Annotated in this window: 19 protein-coding genes and 1 tRNA gene; 13 read left to right on the top strand and 7 right to left on the bottom strand. The window is 58.9% G+C overall.

From position 1 onward, the window contains the following. The first annotated feature begins 46 nt into the window (after positions 1-46). Genes O4G74_RS07235 through O4G74_RS07220 form a run of 4 tightly spaced genes read left to right on the top strand, consistent with a single transcriptional unit; the run spans position 47 to position 3,523 of the window. Positions 47-1,174 carry an ABC transporter permease gene (locus O4G74_RS07235; RefSeq protein WP_269401967.1) on the top strand — a complete coding sequence of 376 codons (1,128 nt, stop codon included), beginning with the start codon at positions 47-49 and terminating at the stop codon, positions 1,172-1,174. Beyond that, a complete protein-coding gene (locus O4G74_RS07230; RefSeq protein ID WP_269401966.1) occupies positions 1,171-1,941 on the top strand; it encodes an ABC transporter ATP-binding protein in 771 nt (256 codons plus the stop codon). Before O4G74_RS07235 ends, O4G74_RS07230 begins: the two co-directional genes overlap by 4 nt. Beyond that, the gene (locus tag O4G74_RS07225; protein ID WP_269401965.1) at positions 1,941-2,903 is read left to right on the top strand and encodes an MlaD family protein; all 963 of its coding nucleotides are present in this window, start codon (positions 1,941-1,943) and stop codon (positions 2,901-2,903) included. The genes O4G74_RS07230 and O4G74_RS07225 overlap by 1 nt, the downstream gene beginning before the upstream one ends. Beyond that, the gene (locus tag O4G74_RS07220; protein ID WP_269401964.1) at positions 2,900-3,523 is read left to right on the top strand and encodes an ABC-type transport auxiliary lipoprotein family protein; all 624 of its coding nucleotides are present in this window, start codon (positions 2,900-2,902) and stop codon (positions 3,521-3,523) included. Before O4G74_RS07225 ends, O4G74_RS07220 begins: the two co-directional genes overlap by 4 nt. Here O4G74_RS07220 and O4G74_RS07215 read toward each other — a convergent pair whose 3' ends face one another. The 3 genes from O4G74_RS07215 to O4G74_RS07205 form a co-directional block, all read right to left on the bottom strand. Continuing rightward, the gene (locus tag O4G74_RS07215) at positions 3,524-5,893 is read right to left on the bottom strand and encodes a PAS domain-containing sensor histidine kinase (RefSeq protein ID WP_269401963.1); all 2,370 of its coding nucleotides are present in this window, start codon (positions 5,891-5,893) and stop codon (positions 3,524-3,526) included. Positions 5,894-5,973: 80 nt separating this feature from the next. Further along, positions 5,974-8,568: an aminopeptidase N gene (pepN, locus tag O4G74_RS07210; RefSeq protein WP_419715373.1), complete on the bottom strand. Its 2,595-nt coding sequence runs from the start codon at positions 8,566-8,568 to the stop codon at positions 5,974-5,976. An 86-nt stretch (positions 8,569-8,654) separates the two neighbouring features. Beyond that, a complete protein-coding gene (locus tag O4G74_RS07205; RefSeq protein WP_269401961.1) occupies positions 8,655-9,227 on the bottom strand; it encodes a hypothetical protein in 573 nt (190 codons plus the stop codon). Positions 9,228-9,402: 175 nt separating this feature from the next. On the opposite strand from O4G74_RS07205, the gene O4G74_RS07200 reads away from it, so the two are divergent. From O4G74_RS07200 to O4G74_RS07185, 4 genes are all read left to right on the top strand, one after another. Then, positions 9,403-10,518 (top strand): acyl-CoA dehydrogenase family protein, encoded by a 1,116-nt coding sequence (locus tag O4G74_RS07200; protein WP_269401960.1) that lies wholly within the window; start codon positions 9,403-9,405, stop codon positions 10,516-10,518. A gap of 11 nt (positions 10,519-10,529) precedes the next feature. Continuing rightward, entirely contained in the window at positions 10,530-11,732 is a 1,203-nt protein-coding gene (locus O4G74_RS07195) for an acyl-CoA dehydrogenase family protein (RefSeq protein WP_269401959.1), read from the top strand. 73 nt (positions 11,733-11,805) lie between these two features. Continuing rightward, positions 11,806-12,489, top strand: coding sequence for a hypothetical protein (locus O4G74_RS07190; protein ID WP_269401958.1), 684 nt, complete (start codon positions 11,806-11,808; stop codon positions 12,487-12,489). 122 nt (positions 12,490-12,611) lie between these two features. Then, positions 12,612-13,580, top strand: a complete 969-nt coding sequence (locus O4G74_RS07185) for an alpha/beta fold hydrolase (RefSeq protein WP_269401957.1) — start codon at positions 12,612-12,614, stop codon at positions 13,578-13,580. On the opposite strand, the gene O4G74_RS07180 is transcribed toward O4G74_RS07185, so the two are convergent. The 3 genes from O4G74_RS07180 to metG form a co-directional block, all read right to left on the bottom strand. Next, positions 13,572-14,948 carry an amidohydrolase gene (locus O4G74_RS07180; protein ID WP_269401956.1) on the bottom strand — a complete coding sequence of 459 codons (1,377 nt, stop codon included), beginning with the start codon at positions 14,946-14,948 and terminating at the stop codon, positions 13,572-13,574. The genes O4G74_RS07185 and O4G74_RS07180 overlap by 9 nt on opposite strands. 75 nt (positions 14,949-15,023) lie before the next feature. Next, entirely contained in the window at positions 15,024-15,650 is a 627-nt protein-coding gene (locus O4G74_RS07175) for a hypothetical protein (RefSeq protein ID WP_269401955.1), read from the bottom strand. Position 15,651: 1 nt separating this feature from the next. Next, positions 15,652-17,394, bottom strand: coding sequence for a methionine--tRNA ligase (metG, locus tag O4G74_RS07170; protein WP_269401954.1), 1,743 nt, complete (start codon positions 17,392-17,394; stop codon positions 15,652-15,654). Positions 17,395-17,502: 108 nt separating this feature from the next. Between metG and O4G74_RS07165 the strand changes: the two genes are divergently transcribed. Continuing rightward, positions 17,503-17,964 (top strand): DUF1761 domain-containing protein, encoded by a 462-nt coding sequence (locus tag O4G74_RS07165; RefSeq protein ID WP_269401953.1) that lies wholly within the window; start codon positions 17,503-17,505, stop codon positions 17,962-17,964. Positions 17,965-18,032: 68 nt separating this feature from the next. On the opposite strand, the gene O4G74_RS07160 is transcribed toward O4G74_RS07165, so the two are convergent. Then, the gene (locus O4G74_RS07160; protein WP_269401952.1) at positions 18,033-18,476 is read right to left on the bottom strand and encodes an OmpA family protein; all 444 of its coding nucleotides are present in this window, start codon (positions 18,474-18,476) and stop codon (positions 18,033-18,035) included. A gap of 140 nt (positions 18,477-18,616) precedes the next feature. Between O4G74_RS07160 and O4G74_RS07155 the strand changes: the two genes are divergently transcribed. The 4 genes from O4G74_RS07155 (at position 18,617) to O4G74_RS07140 (ending at position 25,620) form a co-directional block, all read left to right on the top strand. Beyond that, a tRNA-Thr gene (locus O4G74_RS07155) sits at positions 18,617-18,692 on the top strand. A 105-nt stretch (positions 18,693-18,797) separates the two neighbouring features. Then, complete coding sequence (locus tag O4G74_RS07150) at positions 18,798-19,682, top strand: hypothetical protein (RefSeq protein WP_269401951.1); 885 nt, start codon at positions 18,798-18,800, stop codon at positions 19,680-19,682. Between the two features lie 410 nt (positions 19,683-20,092). After that, the gene (locus tag O4G74_RS07145; RefSeq protein WP_269401950.1) at positions 20,093-22,888 is read left to right on the top strand and encodes a hypothetical protein; all 2,796 of its coding nucleotides are present in this window, start codon (positions 20,093-20,095) and stop codon (positions 22,886-22,888) included. Between the two features lie 104 nt (positions 22,889-22,992). Continuing rightward, positions 22,993-25,620, top strand: coding sequence for a TonB-dependent receptor domain-containing protein (locus tag O4G74_RS07140; protein ID WP_269401949.1), 2,628 nt, complete (start codon positions 22,993-22,995; stop codon positions 25,618-25,620). Positions 25,621-25,745 lie beyond the last annotated feature (125 nt).

Raw genomic sequence — 25,745 nt, 5'->3', positions numbered from 1 at the left:
AAGGTCCGCGCGCGCACACGCCTTGGAGCAAGGTACAGGAACCGTCATGCCAGACAGGCCCGAATATGAGCTGAGCACGGACGCCTCGCGCGGCAGGCTCAGCGTGTCCGGCGACTGGACGGTTCACACGATCGGAAAGATTTCAGAACAGCTCGCAGCGGAAGACACTTCGGGTTTCGAAGGCCTCGAGGTCGATTGCGCGCAGCTTGGAAGGCTCGACACAGCAGGCGCCTTCATCATCGACCGGTTTGCTTGCCGATCGGGCGGTGGGACCGTCAAACCCGTCAATGCGAGCGAGCAGGCCACGGCTCTTTTGAAACAGGCTGCCGAGTTGCGACCCGAGCGCGATGACGAGCAGAACAAGAAAGAGTTCGGTGTCGTCGATCTGCTCGAGCGGACGGGCCGCGCAACGATGCACTTCATCGACGAGACCGTCGAAACCCTGTCATTTCTGGGCGAAACCATCATGGCGATGGCGCACATCGTGACCCGTCCGTCAAAGATGCGCTGGACGGCGCTGGTATCCGTCATGGAGGATTCCGGTCTCGACGCCGTGCCGATCGTTGCCTTTCTCTCATTCTTCGTCGGCATGGTGGTCGCGTTTATCGGGGCAACGACGCTGTCGGAGTTTGGCGCGACGATCTTCACGGTCGAGCTGGTCGGGATTGCAATCCTGCGTGAATTCGGCGTGATCCTGACAGCGATTATCCTGGCGGGCCGTACCAACTCAGCGTTCACCGCCCAGATCGGTGCCATGCGTATGCGCCAGGAAGTCGATGCGATGACAACGCTTGGCCTCAATCCCATGGACGTGCTGGTCGTGCCGCGCGCTTTTGCCATGCTCATCATGACACCTGTCCTGACATTGATTGCCATCCTGTTCGGTGTTGGCGGCGGCGCTTTCGTCAGCTGGCTGGCACTCGATATCAATCCAACCGTGTTCATGAATCGCCTGCAAAGCTATGTGCCGATTGAGAATTTCTGGGTCGGCATGTCCAAGGCGCCTGTCTTTGGCCTGGTCGTCGCGCTGATTGGTTGTCGACAGGGCCTGATGGTGGGGGGCAGCGTGCAGTCGCTCGGCCAGTCGACCACAAAGTCGGTTGTCCAGGCGCTTTTCTCGATCATCGTTATCGATGCGCTGTTCGCTGTCTTCTATCTGGAGCTTGGCATATGAGCGAGGACATCGCGATCAAGGTCCGCGGACTGACCACGGCGTATGGAACGCATGTTGTACACGATAAGCTCGATCTGGACGTAAAGCGCGGAGAGATCCTGGGTGTGATCGGTCCTTCAGGTACGGGCAAGTCCGTTCTGTTGCGCGCAATTGTGGGGCTCAAACGGCCAGAGACCGGCACGGTCGAAGTTTTCGACAGGAATGTCACGGACCTTGAGGGCGACGATCTTCGCGAGGTGCAGAACCTCTGGGGCATTATGTTCCAGGATGGCGCGCTGTTTTCGAACCTCACTGTTCGTGAAAACGTTATGGTCCCCATGCGCGAGCACACAGACCTTCCAGAGCCGTTGATGAAGCAGCTCGCCGACCAGAAACTACGTATGTCGGGGCTTGATGATAGCGCGGGGCCAAAATTCCCGTCTGACCTTTCGGGCGGTATGCGCAAACGGGCGGCACTGGCGCGCGCTCTTGCCCTCGATCCGCCTATCCTTTTCCTCGATGAGCCGACGGCCGGGCTCGACCCGATTACGGCAGCAGGCTTCGATACACTCGTGCGTGAGCTGCAGAGCGCGCTGTCGCTGACAGTCTTCCTTGTGACGCATGATGTCGATACGCTGGTTGCGACGTGTGACCGTATCGCGGTACTTGGCCGTAAGAAGGTCATTGCGACAGGCCCCATCGAAGAGCTGCGGCGCAACGACGACCCCTGGATACAGGACTATTTCTGCGGCCCGCGCGGGCGGGCAGCACAGGCTGGAGAGAGCTGATGGAAACACGCGCAAATTATGCGCTGATTGGCGCATTCGTCATCATCGCTGCGCTGGCGGCCCTCGGTTTCGTCCTTTGGCTCGGCCAGTCGCAATTCAACCGTGATTACGATGTCTATGATGCCGTCTTCGAAGGCCCCGTGACACTCGAAGAGGGCGCGTCGGTCCGTTATATCGGTATCAAGGTAGGCGAAGTCAGTTCGATTGGTATCGACCGCAACGATGCCTCCAAAGTGCGCGCCCGCCTTCGCATCGACAATGAGACGCCGGTGAAGACCGACTCCACCGCGTCGATCGAATTCGCGGGCATTACGGGCGTAACCTTCATCCAGATCAATGCGGGTGCGCCGGAGGCTGAATGGCTGAAGCGCGCATCGAACGAGAACATTCCGGAGATCAAGACAGAGTCCAACCCGCTGAGCGCGCTCGTCTCTAGCGGCACAGAAGTCATGGGCCGGGCAACGTTGGCGCTTGAGCGCATTGATGAGCTTCTGAGCCAGGAAAATATCGATGCCGTGTCAAACACGGTGCAGAATGTTGAGTCGATTACAGCGGCGCTGAGCGGTAATGGTGAGATCTTCACGGATGTGAACGACCTTCTCCAGAACGCCAATACCGCAGCGCAGAGCTTCGATCAGGCTTCGCGTGATCTTGGCCAGCTTGGGCGTGATGCGAGCGTCGAGGTCAAACGGCTCGGCGATGAAATCTCTGCGATTACCGAAGACCTCGAAGCCGTGACGACTTCCGCCCAGTCTGCAATCGAACGCGTCGAGGGGGCGGTCGATTCGGCGGCGACTGTCATTGAGGGACCTGGCACCGATGCTGTGGTAGACTTCCGCATCGTTGCGCAGGATCTTCGTGTCCTTATCGCCCGGCTCGACCGCCTGACCAGAGAAATCGAGCAGAACCCGCAAGGCCTATTGCGGAGTGATCCACTGCCATATGAGAAGGATGGAGAATGACCTCCAAGAAGAACTTCTGGACCGCAAGCGCGATCGCCTTCCTGATGGCCGCGAGCGGCTGTGTGTCCGTCCTGCCAGAACAGCCAAAGCCAGAAGCTGTTTACCAGCTGGCAGAGCCGCAGGCGCTGGCGGAACTGCGCACGCATGTCGTGATCCGCGAGCCTGATGCGCCGCGCCTGTTCGCATCGCGCACGATCACATCGCAGAGCCCGGATGGCGGACTGAAAGTGGTTTCAGGCGTCGCCTGGGCCGACCGGGCAACCCGAATGTTTCAGGTGACAATGCTTGACGCCTTCAAAGGCGATGGTCCTGGTCTTGCGGTCGACGATGTAACCGGCGTCAGCGGCGAGTATGAGCTTTACTGGCGCGTGTCAGAGTTTTCCCTCCAAGGCACCGAAGGCGTGTGCGAGCTTCAACTTACCTTGCTGGACGGACGCAGCCGCGTGCCAGTTGCGCAGCAATCTGTGTCTGCGCGGGCTCAGGCGACCTCCAAGGGGGACCTTGCCCGCGCAAGGGCACTGTCGGATGCGGGGCGGCTATGCGTCGAGAAAGCGGCAAGCTTTATCGCAGAACGCGCCCTGCCAGCTGAGGATGAAGCAGGCGACAGCCTTGCTGGTTGATCAGGCTATGGCGGCGCTGCGGCGGGCCGTCGATTTGGTGACTGGCAGATAGAAGCTGACCATGGTGCCCTTGCCAACTTCGCTGGCGATCGAGAACCGGCCACCATGCATTTCTGCGAAGGATTTGGTGAGGGCGAGACCAAGGCCCGTGCCTTCATAATTGCGCTCGCGTGTTTCGTGGACCTGTTCAAAAGGCTGAGCGAGCCGCGGCAGATGTTCTTTTGGAATGCCTACACCTGTATCGCGCACGGCGACCCGCACAAAGTCGCCCTTGTCCTGGACGGCGACAATCACTTTGCCGCCTTCATCAGTGAACTTGATGGCATTTGAAAGCAGGTTGAGAACCATCTGGCGAACTGCGCGGTGGTCTGCATCCACCTCTGGCAGGTCATCAGGGGCTTGAAGCGAAAGATCGACGCTCTTTTCCTCTGCCTTGCGCCGGATCATGCGCACAGCCGCGTCAACCGGATCAACAAGGTCGATCGGTTTCGGATCGATTGTCATCTTTCCGGCCTCGATCTTCGCGATATCGAGGATGTCGTTGATCATGTCGAGTAGGTGCTGGCCGGACGTCAGGATATCGCGCGCATAGTCGCGATACCGGTCGTCTCCCAGGGCGCCATACATCTCATTCACGAGGATTTCCGAGAAGCCATTGATGGCGTTGAGCGGCGTGCGCAGCTCGTGGCTCATATTGGCAAGGAAGGCGCTCTTGGAATCGGCAGAGCGTTCAGCCTTGGCCTTCTCTTCATTATATTTGCGCGCGAGCTCTGCATTGTGACCCTCAGAGCGCGCGAGTTCCTGGACCGCAGCGCTGAGCTTCTTTTTCTGGCGGATGAGTTCGTCTTCGCTCTTCACGTCCTGGGTGACGTCCAGGCCAAAAGTGATCACGCCACCTGCCGGAGAGCGCCGTTCGACAACCTTGATCCATTGCCCTGTCGACAGGCCGACTATTGTTGTGTTCGGGTCTTCCTCCGAACTGCGTTCGCTGACCGTGTTGGCCGTACGTGCCAGCATGATGGTTTCATAGGCGACGCCGACCCGGACGACATCCTCCAGCTGGAAAAGCTGGGCGAACGCCTTGTTCCAGAAGGTCAGTCTGCGCCGATTGTCCCAAAGGGCGAACGGGCAAGGGAAGCTTTCAATGGCCAGGCGCAGGCGCGCCTCTGAAGATCGCTGACGCTCTCGCTGCCTCACCACTTCGGTCACATCGAAGACAACGCCGCTCATCGTAGGTTGGGCGCTATGGTCCAGACGGTCCATGCTGCCACGAAACTCAATCCAGGTTTCGCCGCGCGACATCTTGGTGGCGACATCGACGGACATGGGCTTGCCGGTCCTGCATACATCAATCGCGCGCTGGAAGTTTTCGCGATGCTCGGGAAAAACCTGATCCATAAATTCGGACAGGTGCAGCTCGCCGGCCAGCTGGAGCCCGAACAGACGGGCAGTCTGACCATCCATCCAGACCTTGCCTGCCTCAGGTGTGATCTGCCAGACGCCAACCTGACTGTTCTCTGCTGCAGTTGCGACGCGCACAGAATCAGGGGCGTCGCGCTGTGTGTCCTCCGTCTCAGGCCTAACACCACGAGCTGTCCGGTAAAGACCAAAGACAGCAAGGGCAGGTGCTCCAAGGAGGATGGCGTACAGGAGAAACTGAAGGGCGTTGGCTCGCGTGAGAAGCGGGCTCGAGCGGTTGAGACACAGTCGGAAGTTTGCGCCTGCGACGTCGGAGCAGGCCGTCAGCGAGCGATTGGTCAGGCCCTGCCAGCGGTAGTTGCGCTCGCCGTTGAGGACGGCCGCGTTGGGGGGCAGAACGTTCTCACCGCCAATAGAGACAGTGCGATCACCGCTGAGAATGATCCGCTGGGATGCGTTTGCGCCCGTCAGCCATCTGTCAAACGACACCCGCGAGATGATGCCGGACCCGTCGTTCAGTGCGTGCACCAGCATGATTTCATTATTGGGTGTGACGCGCATGCGGAGGCCAGAAGCGACCATATCTTGCGCGCGGTCTGCAAGCTCGCGATTTCTTTGATCGTTAGACGCCCCGGCAGCCTGTATCGAGATTACGCTGTCGACACCGATATCGCTTGCGTCGATACTAGCGACACTGCGGCCGGACGCCCTCAAGCGATTGAACTGTTCGGCCGTCCGGTCGGCAGCAGCATTCAGTGCATGGCCGGTCAGGAGCGCGTCGCGCTCAGCCAGGCGAAGGGCATTGGCATCGCGGCTCGACTGGGCGTTCCAGGCGACCATGGCGATGGAAGCGGCCAGGATCGCGAAGATGACCACCAGAACGGCAGGGGAGGCGGGCCGGCCCGCAGCGTTCCGCTTGGGACGCTTTTCCCTGTCTTCCCGCTTCGCCAAGGCGTGCCCCTTGTTAACCCCGTCAACTTTCCTGCATGATCAGAAAAGCCCTTCGTTAGGGTTAATAGGGGCTTGCCGTCCTAGCCGAGGGCGCGGGCAAGAATGTCTGACGCATTCTTCGACAATGACTGCGACTGCAGGTCTTTGAGCACTTTCTCCGCGCTGGCCTTTGCGACCGGCTCCAGCTTGCGCCACTGCTCAAAGCTGGTGAGCAGGCGGGCGGCAAGGGCCGGGTTGCGCTTGTCGGCTTCGAGGATGATGTCGCCGATCACCTTGTGCCCCTCGCCATCTCGGGCGTGGAACGCGGCAAGATTGGTCATGGAGAAGGCGGCCGCCACCGACCGCACGCGGTTCGGGTTCGACAGATCGAAGTCTGGGTGCTGTGACAGGCGGCGCGCATCGTCCGCTGTGCCCTGGCCAACCTGGACGGCAAACCATTTGTCGATGACCAGCGGGTTCTCCTTCCAGGTTTCGTAGAAGGTCTCGATGACTTCATCGCGTTCTGCTGTTTCGAAAGGCACAAGCGTGCGCAGACAGGCGAGGCTTTCAGTCATGTTGGATGCCGCATCGAACAGGCTTTTGAGCTTGCGCGAGGCGTCAGCGGTATCCAGCGCGCCTGTCAGGCCGATCATCGCGGACCGCAGGGCGCGGATGCCGGCTTGTTCAGCATTTGGCTTGAACGGGGCAGGGGACGGCTTCGCAAGAATGCGTTCAGCGTCGGCCTTGAGGTTTTCGCCGAGAGCTTTGCGCAGGCGCTTGCGTGCATCATTGAGGCCCGCCGGGTCTACCGGCTCGCGGTGCTGGAAAAGCTCACCAATATCGGGCAGCGCGGTGAGCAACGCCGCAAAGGCCGGGTCACTCTCATTTGAGCGGACGGCATCGCCGAGTGCGCCCACGAGTGCCTCGTCTGGCGGCGATTGCGGGTTGTCGAGCAGGCGGAAGATTTCCGTGCGTGCCAGCGTCTGGAAATTGTCCCAGATGTTGAATGGGTCAGTCTCGGCCGCCGCAAGCTCCAGTAGCGCCTCATTGGAAAGCTCGCGGTCGATGCGGACCGGTGCGCTGAACTGGCGATTGATGGAGAGAAGTGGCTTGTCGCTGGTGCCCGTGAGTTTGAGGTCGACGGTCATTTTCTCGTCTTCGAGAACGATGACGCCTTCGCCATTCTCCCAGCCTTCGACGCCGACATGCGCACCCTTGCCATCGAGCAGGGCGGTGCGAAGCGGGATCGGCACCGGTTGCTTGGTCGGCTGGCCGGGCGTTGCGGGTATTTTCTGCGACAGGGTGAGGGTCAGTGTGCTGCTGGCGGCGTCCCAGCTTTCCTCGACCTTCACTTCAGGCGTGCCAGCCTGTGCATACCAGAGGCGGAACTGGCTGAGGTCCTTGCCGGAGGCTTTCTCAAAGCAGCTGTAGAAGTCTTCGATGGTGGAGGCGGTGCCGTCATATTCGTTAAAATAGATCTGCATGCCTTTGTTGAACGCGTCGATCCCGATAAAGACGGTCAGTGCCCGGATAAGCTCGGAGCCTTTCTCGTACACGGTTCCTGTGTACAGATTGTCGATCGAGCCATACTTGCTCGGACGGGCAGGGTGGGCCAGCGGGCCAGCATCTTCGGCAAACTGGCGGGCGCGAAGGCGCATGACGTCCTTTATGCGCTGGACCGGGCGTGAGCGCAGGTCGGATGAGAATTCCTGATCGCGGAAGACGGTCAGGCCCTCCTTCAGGCAGAGCTGGAACCAGTCACGGCAAGTAATGCGATTGCCGGTCCAGTTGTGGAAATATTCATGGCCGACGATGCTCTCAATCGCTTCGAAGTCAGCATCGGTCGCGCTTTCTTGGCTGGCGAGGACGTAGGCCGAGTTGAAGATGTTGAGACCTTTGTTTTCCATCGCGCCGAAATTGAAGTCGCGCACAGCCACAATGTTGAAAACACCGAGATCATAGGCGCGGCCGAACCGCTCCTCGTCCCATTTCATGGAGGCCTTCAGGCTTTCCATCGCCCATTCGGCGCTTTTCGCCTGACCCTTGTCGACATAGACACCGAGATCGACATGGTCGCCATTCATCGTGGTGAAGGTGTCGCGCCAGACATCATAGTCACCAGCACAGAGCGCGAAGAGGTAGGACGGCTTCGGATGAGGATCGTCCCATTCGGCATAGTGACGTCCATCCGAATGATCGCCGCTCTCCCCAGGCGTGCCGTTTGATAGCAGGATCGGGTATTTCGATTTGTCCGCATCCATACGCACGTGGAAGCGGCTCATTACGTCTGGACGATCAGGCCAGTAGGTGATGTGACGGAAGCCGGTCGCCTCACACTGGCTGCAGAAACGCCCGCCAGAGATATAAAGACCTGAGAGCGCGGTGTTCGCAGATGGATTGATCGTGACGTCGGTTTCGAGAACGAACGCGTCCGGGACCGCCCTGATCGTCAGAGTTTCGTCGGTAAGGTCATATGCATCAGGGCCGAGCGTCTTCCCATCGAGACGGATCTCATTGAGCTTGAGTTTGACGCCGTCGAGGACAAGCGGGCCTGGCTGGGTGCGGCGCACGGTCATGCGGGCCTTCACCCGTGTCTCGGACGGCTCTAGAGAGAAATCCAGCGAGACCTGATCGATCTCGAATGGATAAGGCGTATACTCTTCCAGCTTTACCGAAACGGGCGTATCTGTGCGCAACATGGTTCATCCTCTGTCATCGTCCTGCATGACAGATAGGATGTCTCCCCGGGGCTCTCAATCACCCCTGATAGGCTGGGCTGAGTTTACTCTGCAGCCTGTCTCGGCGCGCTTGCGACATCATAGATGTGGCGCAGGGCGTCCTTTGCAGGTTTGAGTAGCGCCTTCATTTCGTCAGGGACCTGATCCGGGTGACGGGCGGTGTACTCGGCCAGCTTGCGCACCATGGACAGAAGCTGCGGCGAGTTCACGATCAGCCGGGCCTGGTATTCGATCTTCTGTGGATCACGGTCATACTCCGATCCCGGCACGCGCCAGCCGCCCCAGTCATTCTCATCGGTCATGACGACCGGAAAGGTGCCCGGAAAAGGGTGACCAGCAACTTCATCGCTTTCCTGCCAACGATTCTTGGCGCGCTGGATGCGCCAGTGTTCGGCAGTTGGATCTTCTTCCATCCGCGACTTGGAGCGCCCATGCATCACTTCTTCAGAGACGAGCTCCGGAGCCGAAAACTCACGACCGAGCCCCACGTCGTAGGTGACGCGCAGAGGCTCTTCGACGTCCTTCACCCAGTGCGGGATGACTTTTTCGATGATTCCCCATGTGCCTACGGGCTTGATGAAAACCCGCTGCGACTTGTGAAACAGTGCCTTGGCCATTCGCATACTCCCGTCTGCGCGTTGCTATCGCACAGCAGTTTTGAGACGCGGTGAAACAGGTCGATGAAATTTGACCCAATTCGCCGCAGCTTCCTTACCCTGCGATACCGCTTTTCGGCCGCCCAGACCGCGCTATGGTTCGGTTCTAGAGGCTTACAAAGGGAGATGAGGTCGTATGAATTTCGACTTTTCAGAGGACCAGAAATTTCTCGCGGGCGAGGCGCGCAAATTTCTCAATGCACAGTGCACCACCGCGCATGTCCGTGAGGTGCTGAACGATGACGACAAGAGCCACCACGACGGCGTCTGGAACAAGGTCGTCGAGATGGGCTGGATCGGCACGGCCATTCCGGAGGAATATGGTGGGCTTGGTCTCGGCATGCTGGAGCTTTGTGTGATTGCAGAAGAAATGGGTCGCGCTCTGGCGCCGGTACCATTTGCATCGACGACGTATTTCTTCGCTGAAGCCCTGAAGGCAGCTGGCTCTGAAGAGCAGAAGAAAGACGTTCTTGAAAAAGTCGTCAGCGGCGAAGTGGTCGGCTGTTACGCAGCCAGCGAAGGCCCGGGCAATCCTGAACCGTCCAAACTGAAAACCACATTCGATGGCTCGAAGCTGACCGGCACCAAGATCCCGGTTACTGATGGCGATATCGCGACCCATGCTGTCGTGCTCGCCAAGGAAGGCTCTGGTGCGAGCCTCGTGCTGGTCGCTCTCACCGGTGAGGGCGTCAGCCGCAAGAAAGTCAGCACGCTCGAGCCGACGCGCAGCCACGCGGAAATCACCTTTGACGGTGCCCCGGCGCAGCGTCTCGGGAAGGCTGGCGAAGGTGAAGACTATCACAATCGAGTGCTCGATCATGCAGCGGTGCTGCTGGCCTTTGAACAGCTTGGCGGCGCAGATCGTTGCCTGGAAATGGCGACCGAGTTTGCAAAAGATCGGTACGCCTTTGGCCGCCCGATTGGTGGTAACCAGGCGATCAAGCACAAGCTCGCTGACATGTACGTGAAGAACCAGGTCGCACGTTCGAACTGCTACTACGGCGCGTGGGCGCTTTCGACGGATGCTTCAGAGCTTCCAGAGGCTGCGGCATCATCCCGTCTTGCGGCCAGCGAAGCCTACTGGTTTGCTTCGAAGGAAAATATCCAGACGCATGGCGGCATGGGCTTTACCTGGGAAGTCGACTGTCACCTCTTCTACCGCCGAGCCAAGCTGCTCGCTGTTCAGGCTGGGTCGCCCAAGGTCTGGAAAGAGAAACTTGTTAGCGCACTCGAGCGCAAGAACGCCGCCTAGGAGGACTTTAAATGGACTTCAACGACACAAAAGAAGAAGCCGAATTCCGCGTCGAAGCACGCAGCTTCCTTGAGAAACATCTGAAACCAAAAGACGCTAATTCCCCGCGCCGCCCGTCAGGTGAGGACTTCCTGAAGCGTGCCAAGGAATGGCAGAAAACCAAGGCCGAAGGCGGCTTTGCGCAGATTACCTGGCCCAAGGAATGGGGGGGGCGTGGTGGTTCGTCCATGCAGCAGGTCATCTGGAATCAGGAAGAAAGCAAGTTCGACGCGCCAACAGGCCCATTCACGATCGGCCTCGGCATGTGTGTGCCGACCGTCATCGCGTTCGGCTCTGACGAGCACAAGAAGCGCTATGTCGAAAAGGCCCTGCGCGGTGAGGAAATCTGGTGCCAGCTCTTCTCTGAGCCGGCTGCAGGTTCTGACGTTGCAGGTGTGAAGACCCGCGCCATCAAGGATGGCGATGAGTGGGTCATCAATGGTCAGAAAGTCTGGACCACCGGTGCGCACTTCTCCGATTACGGCATCGTACTGACCCGCACCGACCCGAAGGCTCCGAAGCACAAGGGCCTGACCATGTTCATCGTGGACATGCACCAGAAGGGCGTCGAGGCGAAGCCGATCCACCAGGCATCTGGCGGGCGCGAATTCAACGAAGTCTACTTCACCGATGTTCGTATTCCTGACTCCGACCGTCTCGGCGAGGTTGGCGACGGCTGGAAGGTCGCGCTGGTCACGCTGATGAATGAGCGTCTGGCCGTCGGTGGTTCACCGGGCCCGGACTGGAAAGAAATCATGGAATATGCCCGCGATACGGGCTCCCTGAGCGATCAGGCCTTCCGTGAGAAGCTTGCCGACTGGTATGTTGCGGCACAGGGTTACAGCCTGACCAAGTTCCGCACCCAGACCGCTCTATCGCGCGGTGGTACACCGGGGCCTGAAAACTCCATCGGCAAGATCATCACGGCGAACCAGCTTCAGGATATCTGTAACTCTGCCATCGAGATGCAGGACCACTACGGCATCATGAATGATACCGACACGATGCCTGCGAACGCGCTGTTCCAGCAGAGCTTCATGTGGGCGCCGGGCCTTCGAATTGCGGGCGGAACCGACGAGATCCTGAAAAACATCATCGCCGAACGCGTTCTGGGCCTGCCTCAGGATGTTCGTGTGGACAAGAAAGTGCCCTTCGACGAATTGAAACAGGGCTAATCAGGTCTCTCCTTGCGAATGCGGGCGCAGGTGTTAAGCCTGCGCCCGTTACGCGTTCTTTTGGGGAGTTTTCATGAAACGTCTACTGGCCTGTGCCGCCGCCGCGCTCGCTGTCGGGGCTCCCCTGGTTCAGTCGCAGGAAGCGGCCCAGCCGCAGCGCGCTCAGGCCGCCGCGCCAAACCCCATGATCATCGCGCTACAAGGGCTGCAAGTTGCGGTCCTCTCGAATGCCGACGGCGGTATTGCGTCGGTGCAATCGGATGAGGGCGACCCGGCAATCGTGGTGTTTCTTACCCCCGGCGCCGCGCAGGCCCAGCTCGCGCCGCTGGAAGACCAGTCGATGAAGATCCGCATTGTCGATCTCGGTCGGCTTCTCCTCGACTGGAAGGGTGCGATCATATTTCAGGGGTCGCAGGGCGAAATTGCCAATGCGCGTGAACTGACCCCTGAAGTCGGCGATTTCATGGCACCTGTCTTCTTTGTCACAAGCGGTAGCCTCGAAGTGCAGCTGCAGACCGCTGAAGGCCCGGTGACGCCCGTCATGACGAGCTATTCGGACGCGCAGGCGTTGTCTGAAAAACTGGCTGGCAGCGACGAAACGGCGAACGACCCGGTCAATATCATCCCGATCGAGTTCGCGACCTTCCTTCAGGCCATCGAAGACCATGGTCAGGATGTCGGCTACCGGTTTTTCACCCATCCTGAGACGGTCATCGCGATCAATCAGAGCCAGCGCGCGGCCGCCGGCGAGCAATAACGAGCAAACCGGCGGGCTTCCCCAACGCAATCATTGCGACGTTTCAGATTGGGTGCGAGACTCCGCGCGTGATCTCAAGCCAGTCCGCGCCTTATAGGCGCGTCGCAATAGCAGGAAGCGACATGCCCGAATTTTTCCACGTCGAGACCAATGGCATCAAACTGCGGGGGGCCGCAGAGGGGGCAGAGGACGGCCCGCTTGTCGTCTTCGTGCATGGCTTTCCGGAAAGCTGGTATTCCTGGCGCCATCAGCTGTCCGCGCTTGGTGAAGCTGGATATCGAGCGGTTGCTGTCGATGTGCGCGGCTATGGTGGCTCCGATAAGCCAGAGCCTGTCGAAGCCTATGACATGGAAACCATCACGGCTGACATTGCCGGGGTCGCGAAAGCGCTTCAGCCCGGCGGGCCTGCGGTGGTGGTCGGACATGACTGGGGCGCGCCCATCGCATGGAATTCGGCGCTGTTGTATCCAGATCAATTCCGCGCGGTTGCTGGCCTGTCAGTTCCTTATGTGCCGCTTGGCGACAAGCCAGCCATTCAGGTCTTCCGCGAGTTCTTCACCGCGCGCGGCATGTTCTTCTATCAGGTCTATTTTCAGGATCAGGGGCCACCGGAGGCCGAGCTCGAGGCCGATCCCGCCGCGACCATACGCAAATTCTACTACGCGATATCAGGTGATGCGCCAGACGGTACCTGGCCGATCGACAAGAAGCATGGCGACACGCTTCTCCATCGACTGCCGGAGCCGGACATGCCGCTCCCGTGGCTGAGTGAGGAAGATGTCGCCTATTACGACTCGCAATTCAGGCAGTCAGGCTTTCGTGGCCCGCTCAACCGCTACAGAAATCATGAGCGCGATCATGCGTTTCTTACGGCACGGGACGATAGCAAGATCTACCAGCCCAGCCTGTTCATTGGCGGTACGCGCGATCTGGTCCTGAAGATGTTTCCAGGCGATCCCGTAGAAGCGATGAAGCCTAATTTGCCGGATTTGAAAGATGCGCACCTGCTGGAGGGTTGCGGCCACTGGACCCAGCAGGAGCGTCCGGATGAAGTGAACGCGATCCTGCTGGACTGGCTGAAATCACTCTGAAGCTGTCTCGTTGAAGAGAGCGAGCGCCGCAGCGGTCATTGAGCTGACGCCGGTCTTGATGGTCGGCGGTGCGTCCGGCGCAAAGAAAGGTGAGTGGAGCGATGGTAGCGGGTCGCCGCCATTCTGCGCCGCGGCGTAGGTGTCCGGATTTATCGCGCCGAGCCAGAATATCAGGCCAGGGACATCCTCTTCGGTGCGGCCATACTGCGAGAAATCTTCACCGCCCATGACGGGTGTCACCTCTTTGACGTTGTCTTTTCCGATGGCAGCGCGGATGGCCGTCATCGCTTTTTCGGTGAGGGCAGGGGTATTGTAGGTCGACGGGGTGTAGTCATTGTCGATAGAGATTTCTGGCTCCGGCGCGCCGAAGGCTTCGGCCTGCGCTTTTGCGATCCGCGTAATGCCATCGAGCAGGAGCTGGCGCGTTGCATCGTCATAGGAGCGCACCGTCAGAAGAAGCTCTGCCCCGTCCGAAATGATGTTGTGCTTGGCGCCCGCCGTGAACGAGCCGACGGTTACGACAGCAGGCGTTTGCGGATCGACGTTACGGGACACAAGCGTCTGCAGTGCCATGACGATGGATGAGCCAATGACGATCGGGTCCTTGGTCGTGTGCGGATAGGCGCCATGGCCCCCGACACCTTTCACGAGGATATCGACACTGTCGACATTAGCGAGAGCGTAACCGGAGGAGTAGGCGACCGTGCCGGCGGGCGTCCCGGCACTGACGTGAAGCGCCAAGTTGTAGTCCGGCAACGGAAAGTCTTGATATAGACCTTCTTCAAGCAAAGCTTTTGCGCCAAGCCCTAATTCTTCCGCAGGCTGAGCAAGCATGACGAGCGTTCCGGACCAGTCGTCCTTGGTGTCAATCAACTCACGTGCGGTACCGACCCAGCTCGTCATATGGATGTCGTGGCCGCAGGCGTGCATGACAGGGCTCTCGACGCCAGTCCAGGTCGTGCTGACGACCTCTGAAGCATAATCGAGGCCAGTCTGTTCGGGCACGGGCAGCGCGTCCATATCCGCCCGGATCAGAATGGTTGGGCCTTCCCCATTCTCATACACGCCGACGACGCCATAGCCGCCGACGCCGTCGCGTACCGTGCCTTCATCGCGCTGCGACTTCGCGCGCGTCCATTCATCGCCAAGCCCTGTCGTGACCGTGAAGCCCAGTGCTTCAAGTTCTGCGGCCATGATCGAGGCAGAGGTCGATTCCTTGAAGGACAGCTCTGGGTTGGCGTGTAGCCAGGTGTAGAGTTCGACAAGATCGGTGCCCGGTTCCGGAACTGATTGTTGCGCAAAGGCCAGCGTCGACAGCATCATGCAGAGCGCGGTGGCGCAGGCGGTCAGTTTCAGTCTGGAAACCATGGTCGTATCCCTTTTCATTTTCGTTAGGGGGACACTACCAGACTTTCGCAGTGCGGCCAGAGATGGGGCCGAATATCAGTTCTGGTCCGCCGAGAGGTGGACATCCGGCTCATAGCCTGCCGCGAGCGCGTTAAGGGTCGCATGCGGCGTCAGCACTTTGACCGAAACTGTTGGCGCGGTCACCGGGCGTCCATAACCTTCGAAGCTCCATGGCAGGCAACGATCACCGAGCTTCAGCCATGCTCCTCCACCCCAATCAAACATGGCACCATCTGGAAGTGCGTCGGCTTGTGCGAGATTTGCCGTCGACTTGCAGCGCAGTCGTTCCTGTACTTCGCCCGCGATCAGTCGGTCGATGTCAGCCACACTCGCGGTTTTGCCAGTGACGCCTGCCCGCACGAGCGCGTCTTTGAAGGCGCGTGCGTCCTCACGCCGGCACTCAAAGCAGGGCTTGTGTCCTGCTGCGAGCGCCGTTGCCTCGTCAAGGAAGAAGAGCTCAGTGTACTTGCCGGGCGCCATCAGCTCGCGTTTGCGGCCCTTGAAGTCGAGCAGGCAGATAATCCAGTGCCTGCTCTTCCAGTGAGTGCGTTTCAGGGTGCGGGCTTCCGTGTGAAAGCAGCCGCCACGGTTGCCCATGAACGTCCCGCGCGCCGATACCGCATGAATTGCGGCGTACGGATCGACACGGTTCTGCAGTGGCATGTCAGCTTTCGCCGCCGAACCGCTCTGTCCACTCGGCGACCTGCTCATCTTCGATCTTTCGGAAGAGAACGTCTGGCGGCGAGATTTCGTGGCCGCGCGGCAGGGCGTCGAGCAGCGCTGGAATATCGGCGAAGGCCTCTTCGCTGAGCGTGCGCCTTTCTTCCGGTACGCCGAGCGCATCAAGGATCATCGCGGCCGCTTCAGGGATGATGGGTTGGGCAATGATGCCAAACAGGGCGGCCAGGTTGAGGCCCGCGCGAACACCGACAGCGGCGGCATCGACGTCATTCTTGTACTTCACCCATGGCTCAGCCTTGGTGAGGTATTCATTGCCCGCCGCCCAGATAGCACGCGTTTCGGCGGCCGCCTTGCGAAAATCCATATTCTCATAGTGCTGGACGAGTTGTGGCAGGCGGGTCTCAAGCTCAGCGATCATCCAGCTTTCAGCCTCGCCAGCTTTGCCGCCTTCTGGCACCTTGCCGTCGAACTTCGAGGCGCAGTATTTGGTGATCCTGTTGACGAAGTTACCGAGCACATTGGCGAGGTCTGAATTGACCGCGGACTGGAAACCTTCCCACGTAAATGCCGCGTCCGAACCTTCAGGCGCATTCGCCGTCAGATACCAACGCCAGTAGTCGGCGGGCAGCAGGTCCAGCGCCTGATCCATGAAGACGCCGCGTTTGTTCGAGGTGGAGAACTTGCCGCCATACCAGGTGACCCAGTTGAAGGCTTTCAGCCGGTCAACCAGCTTCCATGGCTCCTGGGAGCCCAAAATGGTGACAGGGAAGCCCACCGTGTGGAAGGCCACATTGTCCTTGCCCATGAACTGGACATAGTCGACCTCTTCAGCGCCCTCATCCGTGCGCCACCAGCGGCGCCAGGCCTCTGGCTCGCCCTTGGCTTTCGCCCATTCCTCGGTCGCGGCGATGTACTCGATGGGCGCATCGAACCAGACATAGAAGACCTTCGTCTCAAAGCCCTCGCGGATCGACCCGTCAGGATTGGTGACGGGCACGCCCCATGAAAGATCGCGTGTAATCGCACGGTCGCGCAGGCCCTCATCAAGCCATTTCAGAGCAATGGAGCGCGCAAGCGGCGGCCAGTCGGTCGCCGCTTCGATCCAGTCACGGATGCGGTCCTGCATTTGCGACTGGAGCAGGAAGAGGTGCCGCGTCTCGCGCACCTCAACATTCTTTGAGCCTGAGACAGCCGAATATGGATCGATCAGGTCCACCGGGTCCAGCAGGCGCCCGCAATTGTCGCACTGGTCGCCGCGCGCTTTCTCGAACTCGCAATGTGGGCAGGTGCCCTCGACATAGCGGTCTGGCAGGAAGCGTTCGTCGTCTACTGAATAGACCTGGCGCATGGTGCGCTCTTCGATCAGGCCGTTGGCTTCAAGGACGTGCGCGAAATGCTGGGTCAGAGCGGCATTCTCATCGCTGCAGGAGCGTCCAAAATGATCATAGGAGAGCAGGAAGTCCTCGCCGGCCTTTTTCTGGATCTCGTGTTGCTCATCGACATACTGGCGGACTGGCACATTGGCGGCCTGGGCTGCGAGTTCTGCGGGCGTGCCGTGCTCGTCGGTTGCGCAGATATAGAGAACGTCATGACCGCGAAGTCGCTGGAACCGCGAATAGACGTCTGCTGGCAGCATCGATCCGGCGAGATTGCCGAGATGCTTCACCCCGTTGATATAGGGCAGGGCAGAGGTGACCAGAATTCGGCGGGGGGCGGACTTCGTCATTATAGCTTCCGTCAATCTCGATTTGGGCGCATCATCTTCGGCGCCAAGCTTTGAGGGGGCACTCTTAGGCGTGGCGAACAAAAAATGAAACGGGTTTAGGAGGAAACAATGCCACGTCTTGCAGGCATCAATCTGGTGGGTGTTCTGGTCTCAGCCATCCTCATCTATTTCATCGGCTTTCTCTGGTACGGACTGCTATTTTCTGAAGTGTACATGAGCGCTCAGGGCATATTCATCAATGAGGCGGGGGACGCGATGAGCTTCCTGACCGCGGGCGGTGTCGCGACTGAGGGGCCGGAAGACGCCAATCCAATGTGGATGCTGGGTGGCTTTCTTGTGCCGATCGTCCTGTCGTTCGGCTTCGCCTGGCTGATGCGCAAAAGCGGCGTGGCAGGTATCGGTGCCGCCGTCTCGTTCGGTCTGATACTGTCGCTCCTGATCGGCGTGCCGCTGATGGCGTATGATTTCTTCTATACGCCGTGGCATTCGACGGGCGGACTACTGGTCGACTTGTCTCATACCATCGTGACATTCGTCGCTGGGTGCGCAGTTCTTTCAAAACTGGACTGAGGACAGGAAAAAGCCCCGGCATGTTCTGTAATGCCGGGGCCTATGGACATGGTAAATGCTATGTGCGCCTAGCTTACCCTGGCCGGTACAGTCTGCAGCTCGATGTCCACGGTTCTGGACATGACCGAATTACCAAGATCAGTGTTCATCGCCACGTCCGATGCGCGAATGCCCTGGGCAAGCAGGGCCTTCATCACGCTTGCCCGCCGATCTTCGGCAAGCCCGACGACGGGCGCTTCGGTGGAGCTGTCACCAGCGATGGCCGTCGCGTTGAGGCGCTGCACTGAGCAGCCTGCCAGCTGTTCGCTCACCTTGCTGATGGCGTCGCGCGCAAATGGGGTGAGCGTGGCTGTGCCTGGCTCAAAATAGATTTTCAGCCGGACAAGGTCACAGCCTGAAGGTTGCGGGGCGTAATAAGGCTCTGTCGGTGGAGGCGTACGCGTCTCGTCTGCGAAAGCAGGCCCGGCCGCCAGCGCGAGGCCCATCATGCAGGGCAGGATATAGCGTTTCATCTCAGTGCTCCTTGCTGACACACTGAAAATAGAACGCACTTCCCGCAAAATGGTGCCGAAAAACGTTACTATCCGACGCTGCGATGACCTTGCAAATGGAACTTGCCCCGCCTTACGGCAAGTCGTAAAGGGCAGGGGTCGCCGGTATAGCTCAGCTGGTAGAGCACCTGATTTGTAATCAGGGGGTCGGGGGTTCAAGTCCCTCTGCCGGCACCATTTTCCGCCCCATGCGTTAAGATCAAACTCAGTGGTTGCTGCGAAACCTTTCTCCGGTTCGTCAGGTGGCCGCGATCCTTTGTGGCTTTGTTTTGGGAGAGTCTCATGCGGTCTGGAATTGTGCTCGGTCTGATTCTTCTGGCTGGTTGCGGCGCCAAGATCCCAGAGATTGATTCCCCGACGCCTGTGCTTCCTAACGCCGAAGCGCCAACCGTGTTCAGCCGAGCCTATGGCCTTACTGAGTCGCCTGACGGGATGATTCGCGTATTCGCGAAGGAGGCGCATGATGACACTTACTTATATGAGATGCGACAGCAGAAGGACGGGTCCTGGTCAGAGCCTGCCAGGCTGGAATTCCCTGCGCAGATCAAACTGACCACCCCGTCATTCAGTCATGCGGATGGCATGCTTTATTATTCGTCTGACGCCGATATCTTCAAGCGTGACCAGCGCGACGCCAATATCTGGCGCGTGGCGCCTGATGGGAGTGGCTGGGGCAAGCCGGAGCCGCTTCCTGCTTCGGTCAACTCTGATAAGGATCAACTGAACCCGGCCATGGATGCCGACGGACGGCTTTATTTCACCGATAATGGCTATGAAAGCAAAGGCAGCCACGACATTTTCGAGGCGATCTTTGATGATGAGGCCGGTGACTGGGTCGTTTCAGCCATGCCCGATGGCTTCAACACATTCCGTGCCGAAGCCCATCTTGCCGTTACCCCGGACGGACAACGGATCTTCTTTTGCAGCGCGCGCGAACCAAAGCTTGGCAGCGTTGATATCTGGACGGCTGAGCGCGGCGCGGATGGAGACTGGATCGAACCTCAAAATCTCGGTGAGCCAGTCAACACGCCCGGAATCGATTTCGGTGCAGGCGTCTCTGGAGACGGATCGTTACTATTTTTCTCGCGTCAGGGAGAGCTGATGATGATCTCGCTAGATGCAGCGCTCGCAGGCATTGGAACGCTTGAAGGCGACGCTGCCGCCTAGAGTAGGCATGCTGACTCAGTATCGACGATCGCTCGCGTTTTATCAGTAAGACTGTGGATAGTTGCGAAGAGGCCGCCCCGTGCGACCCTATTGTTTGGTTCGGATTGGGCTGCGATAAGTGCTTGGCCGTGCCGATCGCCAGAAGTGAGGCGATGCTCGTGGATGACTGACTTGGTAATCTGCTCAAGATCTGGCGCATTAACCTGGATATTTAACAAGATATACGCGAATGCTTGAGTATTAAGTGTTTATATACGTGTGTCGGCTCCGTGACAGTCATGTGAAGCTTTTATGATGTCGCATTACTGTCTTTGAGCTGTGTCATAGCGCCCCCCGGGATCGGGAGTCGGCAGGGGCTGGTTTCCCGATCCGTGTGATTTGGACTCAGTTAACCCTGAAGGGGGCTTCCTATGAAAACGGCGAACACTTTACGTCTGGCATTCACCGCGAGCGTGATAGCGCTTGCTGCCGCGGCGTGTACGCAAGGGTCAGACATTTCTTCGCCAGGTCCATCGAACCCAGGCACGCCGCCGGGCGGCGGTGGCGGCGGGAACGGCGGCGGAAACGGCGGCGACGGATCTGTCTCTTGCCCTAGCGGTTTCACCGAGGGTGCCTCGGTCGGTGGTCTGACGACATGCGCGCTGTCCGGTGCAATTCTCTCGGACGTGACGCTCGAAAACGTTGATGGTGTGGCTTACCGTATCGAAGGCCGCGTCGATGTGGGTGAGGATATTGGCGCCGATGGAAGCGCTGCCGGAACAGCGGCGACCTTGACAATCGAGCCGGGCGTGACGCTTTTCGGCGCGTCGGGTGACGACTACCTCGTTGTGAACCGCGGTTCGCGGCTGGTTGCTGATGGCGAAGCGTCGGCACCGATTGTCTTCACCTCTGCAAACGACCTTGAGCGCCAGGCAGACAGCGACCCGTCGAATGATGATGGTGGCAGCAATATTTCTGAATGGGGCGGTCTTGTCCTTCTGGGTCGCGCACCAATCAATAACTGCCTCAGCCCGACGGCAACCACCGGCACGGACGACTGTGAGAACATCATTGAGGGCGTGACCAGCCCTGAAGCTGTGTACGGCGGTGGCCGCGCAAATGATGATAGCGGCATCATGCGGTACATGCAGGTTCGCTTTGCTGGTTTTGCGATCAACACGCAGGGCAACGAGCTTAACGGCATCACCCTTGGCGGTATCGGTAACGGCACCACGTTCGAGTACATCCAGGTTCACAACAACTCTGACGATGGCGTCGAGTACTTCGGCGGCACGGTGAACACGCGTTACCTGGTCCTGACCGGTAATGACGACGACTCCATCGACACGGACAATGGCTTCAGCGGCAACATCCAGTATGCCCTGGTCGTCCAACGCGAAGATGGCGGCGACAACATCGTTGAAGCTTCAAGCGCTGGTGGCACGGCAACCCCGCGCTCCGACGCAACGATTTCGAACTTCACCTTCGTCGGTAACCGTTCGAACGCCTTCCGTCTCAACACCAATACGATTGGCCGCTACGTCAATGGCGTCGTGGACTACGGCAAGGAGTGCTTCCGCTGGGAGACTTCTGCAGGTGACGGCAACTCCGGCTATGGCGGTGTGGACGTCGACCCAAGCTTCGACTCGGTCCTGTTCGACTGTGATGGCGGTCTCGCCCGCGCAAGCAGCGATGCAGCAACTGCTCAGGCAGCTGTGGCAGCAGGCAGCAACAATGACGCGAACGGCACAAGCTCACTTGCAGCCCAATTCTTCCCTGGGCCGGCCGAAGACGGTGTGACACCATTCGATGCCAGCTCCCTCGACTCCTTCTTTGAGGCGACGAACTATATCGGCGCATTCGGACCGAACGAAACTGAAGACCAGAACTGGGCGACCGGCTGGACCTTTGGTCTGTTCGCCGATCCAGAGTGCCCGGCTGGTACCTCGGATTCAGGACTGGATCTCGATGGTCAGAATGTCTGCCGGGTCTCTGGCGTCCAGACGAGCAATCTTCGCCTGACGCGCGGCAATGTGTATGAACTCGACGGCCGTGTAGATATCGGTGTCGATGCGGGCGCCGATGGTTCGGGCAGCGAAACTGCTTCGCTGACGATTGAGGCTGGCGTCACGGTCTTCGGTGACAGCGGTGAAGACTATCTTGTCGTGAACCGCGGCTCGAAAATCTTCGCAAACGGCACGGCTGCCGATCCGGTCGTCTTCACATCCGAAGACGATCTGACGAACAGCCAGGTTGATCCTGATAACGCCATCGGTGAGTGGGGCGGTCTTGTCCTTCTTGGCCGCGCGCCAATCAACAACTGCCTGAGCCCAACGGCTGCTTCAGGTACTGCAGCCTGTGAGAACATCATTGAGGGCGTTACCAGCCCTGAGGCGGTGTATGGCGGCGGTGTTGCAAACGACAACTCCGGTTCCATGACCTACACGCAGGTCAAGTATGCCGGTTTTGCGATCAACACGCAGGGTAATGAGCTCAACGGCATCACGCTTGGCGGTATCGGTAACGGCACCACGTTCGAGTACATCCAGGTTCACAACAACTCTGACGATGGCGTCGAATATTTCGGCGGTACGGTGAACACGCGTTACCTGGTCCTGACCGGTAACGATGACGACTCGATCGACACGGACAATGGCTTCAGCGGCAACATCCAGTACGCGATCGTTGTCCAGCGCGAAGATGGCGGCGACAACATCGTCGAAGCATCGAGCGCAGGTGGTACCGCAACGCCGCGCTCGAACGCGACGATTGCGAACTTCACCTTCGTCGGCAACCGTTCGAACGCCTTCCGTCTCAACACCAATACGATTGGCCGCTACGTCAATGGCGTCGTGGACTACGGCAAGGAGTGCTTCCGCTGGGAGACTTCTGCAGGTGACGGCAACTCCGGCTATGGCGGTGTGGACGTCGACCCAAGCTTCGACTCGGTCCTGTTCGACTGTGATGGCGGTCTCGCCCGCGCAAGCAGCGATGCAGCAACCGCTCAGGCAGCCGTGGATGGCGGGTCGAACAATACGACGAGCGTGGCGGCCACGCTGAGCTCGACTTTCGTGAACGGCTCGGCTGAAAGCGGCGCTACCCCGTTCGATGCGACCACGCTGGATCCGTTTTTCGAGAGCGCTCCGTATATCGGCGCCGTCGAGAACGCCCAAGACACGTGGTGGAAGGGCTGGAGCTGCGGCCTCGAAGCTTCTGATCCTTGCTGATGAAACTGTGCCGGACCGGTCAGCTGACTGGTCCGGCACAATCTATCTGGTCTTCTCGGCAACGCTCGTAAATTCCCATGTCCGACTAGAAAGGACACATACTAATGTCTGATCGATCCCTATACCGTCTCCTGATGCTGTCGACGGCTTTTTGCGCGCTAGCCGTGCCGACGGCAGCAGCTCAAGAGGCTGACGCTGATGCCCCTGTAGAGGTTGAAGCTCAGGAAGATGAAGACCGCGCGCTCGACACGGTTGTCGTGCGTGGCGAGTTCATTCCCGCGCCCCAGCGCAGCACGTCGCAGGTCGCATCCTTTCTCTCCGCGGAGGATCTCTCGAGGCAGGGCGATTCCAATGCGGCACTCGCACTGACGAGACTTAGCGGTCTCAGCGTTGTTGATGACCGGTTCGCCTATGTTCGCGGCCTTGGTGGCCGTTATTCCTCTGCTCTGCTGAATGGCTCTCCACTGCCGAGCCCAGAGCCTCTGCGTCGCACAGTGCCGCTGGACCTGTTCCCTTCGGAAGTTCTTGAAGGTGCTGCGGTCCAGAAAACCTATTCAGTTTCTTATCCGGGTGAATTTGGTGGCGGCGTCATCGACCTCAAGACTGTCCGTATGCCACGTGAGTCTTACGCCAATGTTGAAATTGGTGCCGGACTCAATACCGAGACGTCGTTGAGCGAAGGCATCTTCTACCGGGGCAGCGACACCGACTGGACCGGCTTTGATGATGGTCTGCGCGACCTGCCAGGTCCTATCTCGAAGCTGATTTCCACCGGGACACCTTTGAGCTCGCTCAGCGATGCGGAAATCGAACTCGCAGGTGAAAGTCTGGTCAATTCGCCATTGACCGTCATTCAGAACGGCGAGCTCGGCCCGGATTTCAACGCCTCCATCGATGGCGGTTGGTCCGGTAATATTGGCGACTTCGATGTCGGGGCCGTTGGCGTGGTCGGTTATGACCAGAGCTGGGAAACCCAGGAAGCGACAAGACAGTTCGTGCAAAGCGGCACGATCGGCACCGAACTTGAGTCCACCGAAACGACGATGGACGTCACGACCAATGCGCTCGGCTCTGCCACGATTGGCTGGGACCTTCACGAAGTCCAAGCGACTGCATTCTACGTGCATTCAACCACCAAGGAAGCCCAGATCGATACGGGCCGCGACTTCAACGCGCCGGGTTCAACCGGTGAAGTCTACGACGAATCTACCGGCTGGTTTGAGCGCGAACTCGCCTTCTTCCAGCTGCGTGGTCTCCACGAATTCGGTGATTTCGCCTTCAACTGGCGCGGTTCGGTAGCCGAATCTTCTCGAGATGCGCCGTATGAGCGTTCGCTTCGTCGGCTCGTTGATGACCAGGGTCAGGTCCGTTACTCCGTCGCGAACAGCTACAATGTTCGTTTCTCTGAACTGACAGACGAGAATGGCAGCTTTGGTGGCGACCTTTCTTACACTCTGCCGATCGGCCCGTATCGCGATGCCGTCTTCAAGGCAGGCTATGATTATTCAAAGACGGAACGTGAGTATGCGTTCCAGACTTTCAGGTTTGCAGGCGGTAACTCTATCCCGCTGGACGTCCAGCTCGCTCGGCCAGACTTCCTCTTCTCGCCTGACAATATCAGCCCGTCTCGATTTGAGCTCGTTGAAAGCACGTCGACCAACGACTCTTACCGGGCAGATCTTGAGGTTGCCGCAGGCTTCCTCGAGGCAGATGTTGAGCTTCTGGACTATGTGCGCACCACGATTGGTCTTCGGTACGAAGAAGGCGAAGAAAACGTAGAAACCTTCGATCGCTTCGGAAATGTCGGGACCGGCAACGCCACCATCATAAATGAGTACTGGCTCCCGTCGGCTACGCTGACGTGGAATTTCGCGGACGACCTGCAGCTTCGGCTCGGCTATTCGGAAACGGTGGCGCGTCCTCAATTCCGCGAACTGGCGCTATCGAGCTATTTCGATCCCGAGACCGAACGCACCTATCGCGGCAACAACCAGCTGCTCGATAGTGAGCTGACGAACTATGACGCCCGGCTGGAATACTATCTCGGCCGTGACGAGTTCATAACCGTTGCGGGCTTCTTCAAGGAAATCGAGAACCCGATCGAAGAAGTTCAATTCTCGACTTCGACCTTCGTCTTCGAAACAACCTTCATCAACTCTCCAAAAGCGGAGCTGTTTGGCGGCGAATTCGAGTACCGGCGCACGTTCGACAGCCCGGTGTTCACGGATGTTGACTGGTTTGCAGAGCGCGACTGGCTGTTCTCCCTGAACTATACGTACACGTCTTCGGAAATTCAGGCAGAGTCAGGTACGCAGATCTTCGATCCGATTACCCGCAGTCTGCGCGATGCGTCCAGCTTCGGTATTGATGGCTCAGAGCTTCAAGGCACGCCTGAAAACATCCTGAATATGCAGTTCGGCTGGCAGAGCGATGTGGATCAATTCACCTTGCTCCTGAACTGGGTCGATGAGCGCATCCTCCAGCGGGGTATCGACTCTGCAACAGCGGAACTACCGGACATCATTGAAGATCCAGGTATCCAGCTTGATGCCGTCTACAACCGGGATTTCGTTATCGGTGATCAGGACTTCACGCTTGGTTTGCGTGCCCGTAACATCCTCGGGGAAGCGAACGAGGAGTATCAGTTCAGCGAAGGCGGCCTCGGAAGGACCGAGTTCAACACGTACGACAGGGGCACAAGCTTCTCTGCAACGTTGAAGATGCGTTTCTAGTCGGCCGGTCTGCCCGATCGGCGAGTTACGTTAGGTCGGCGACCGCATGGACGCTCACCAGTTTAACGCGGTACGTCGATTGGTTTTGGCCTGAAACGCCGCTTCTAGACTGCACGTGTCAGCTG

This window comes from Henriciella marina, from assembly GCF_027213945.1.
GTDB classification, from domain to species: Bacteria; Pseudomonadota; Alphaproteobacteria; order Caulobacterales; family Hyphomonadaceae; genus Henriciella; species Henriciella marina_A.
This window is presented reverse-complemented; position numbering and strand designations above follow the sequence as displayed.

What these genes read in the sequence shown, in the direction of transcription:
- metG (WP_269401954.1), bottom strand. Translation starts at nt 17,394, where the DNA reads ATGACGAAGTCCGCCCCCCGCCGAATTCTGGTCACCTCTGCCCTGCCC.
- O4G74_RS07195 (WP_269401959.1), top strand. Translation starts at nt 10,530, where the DNA reads ATGGACTTCAACGACACAAAAGAAGAAGCCGAATTCCGCGTCGAAGCA.
- O4G74_RS07165 (WP_269401953.1), top strand. Translation starts at nt 17,503, where the DNA reads ATGCCACGTCTTGCAGGCATCAATCTGGTGGGTGTTCTGGTCTCAGCC.
- O4G74_RS07235 (WP_269401967.1), top strand. Translation starts at nt 47, where the DNA reads ATGCCAGACAGGCCCGAATATGAGCTGAGCACGGACGCCTCGCGCGGC.
- O4G74_RS07185 (WP_269401957.1), top strand. Translation starts at nt 12,612, where the DNA reads ATGCCCGAATTTTTCCACGTCGAGACCAATGGCATCAAACTGCGGGGG.
- O4G74_RS07230 (WP_269401966.1), top strand. Translation starts at nt 1,171, where the DNA reads ATGAGCGAGGACATCGCGATCAAGGTCCGCGGACTGACCACGGCGTAT.
- O4G74_RS07205 (WP_269401961.1), bottom strand. Translation starts at nt 9,227, where the DNA reads ATGGCCAAGGCACTGTTTCACAAGTCGCAGCGGGTTTTCATCAAGCCC.
- O4G74_RS07150 (WP_269401951.1), top strand. Translation starts at nt 18,798, where the DNA reads ATGCGGTCTGGAATTGTGCTCGGTCTGATTCTTCTGGCTGGTTGCGGC.
- O4G74_RS07140 (WP_269401949.1), top strand. Translation starts at nt 22,993, where the DNA reads ATGTCTGATCGATCCCTATACCGTCTCCTGATGCTGTCGACGGCTTTT.
- O4G74_RS07145 (WP_269401950.1), top strand. Translation starts at nt 20,093, where the DNA reads ATGAAAACGGCGAACACTTTACGTCTGGCATTCACCGCGAGCGTGATA.
- O4G74_RS07160 (WP_269401952.1), bottom strand. Translation starts at nt 18,476, where the DNA reads ATGAAACGCTATATCCTGCCCTGCATGATGGGCCTCGCGCTGGCGGCC.
- O4G74_RS07180 (WP_269401956.1), bottom strand. Translation starts at nt 14,948, where the DNA reads ATGGTTTCCAGACTGAAACTGACCGCCTGCGCCACCGCGCTCTGCATG.
- O4G74_RS07190 (WP_269401958.1), top strand. Translation starts at nt 11,806, where the DNA reads ATGAAACGTCTACTGGCCTGTGCCGCCGCCGCGCTCGCTGTCGGGGCT.
- O4G74_RS07200 (WP_269401960.1), top strand. Translation starts at nt 9,403, where the DNA reads ATGAATTTCGACTTTTCAGAGGACCAGAAATTTCTCGCGGGCGAGGCG.
- O4G74_RS07220 (WP_269401964.1), top strand. Translation starts at nt 2,900, where the DNA reads ATGACCTCCAAGAAGAACTTCTGGACCGCAAGCGCGATCGCCTTCCTG.
- O4G74_RS07175 (WP_269401955.1), bottom strand. Translation starts at nt 15,650, where the DNA reads ATGCCACTGCAGAACCGTGTCGATCCGTACGCCGCAATTCATGCGGTA.
- O4G74_RS07225 (WP_269401965.1), top strand. Translation starts at nt 1,941, where the DNA reads ATGGAAACACGCGCAAATTATGCGCTGATTGGCGCATTCGTCATCATC.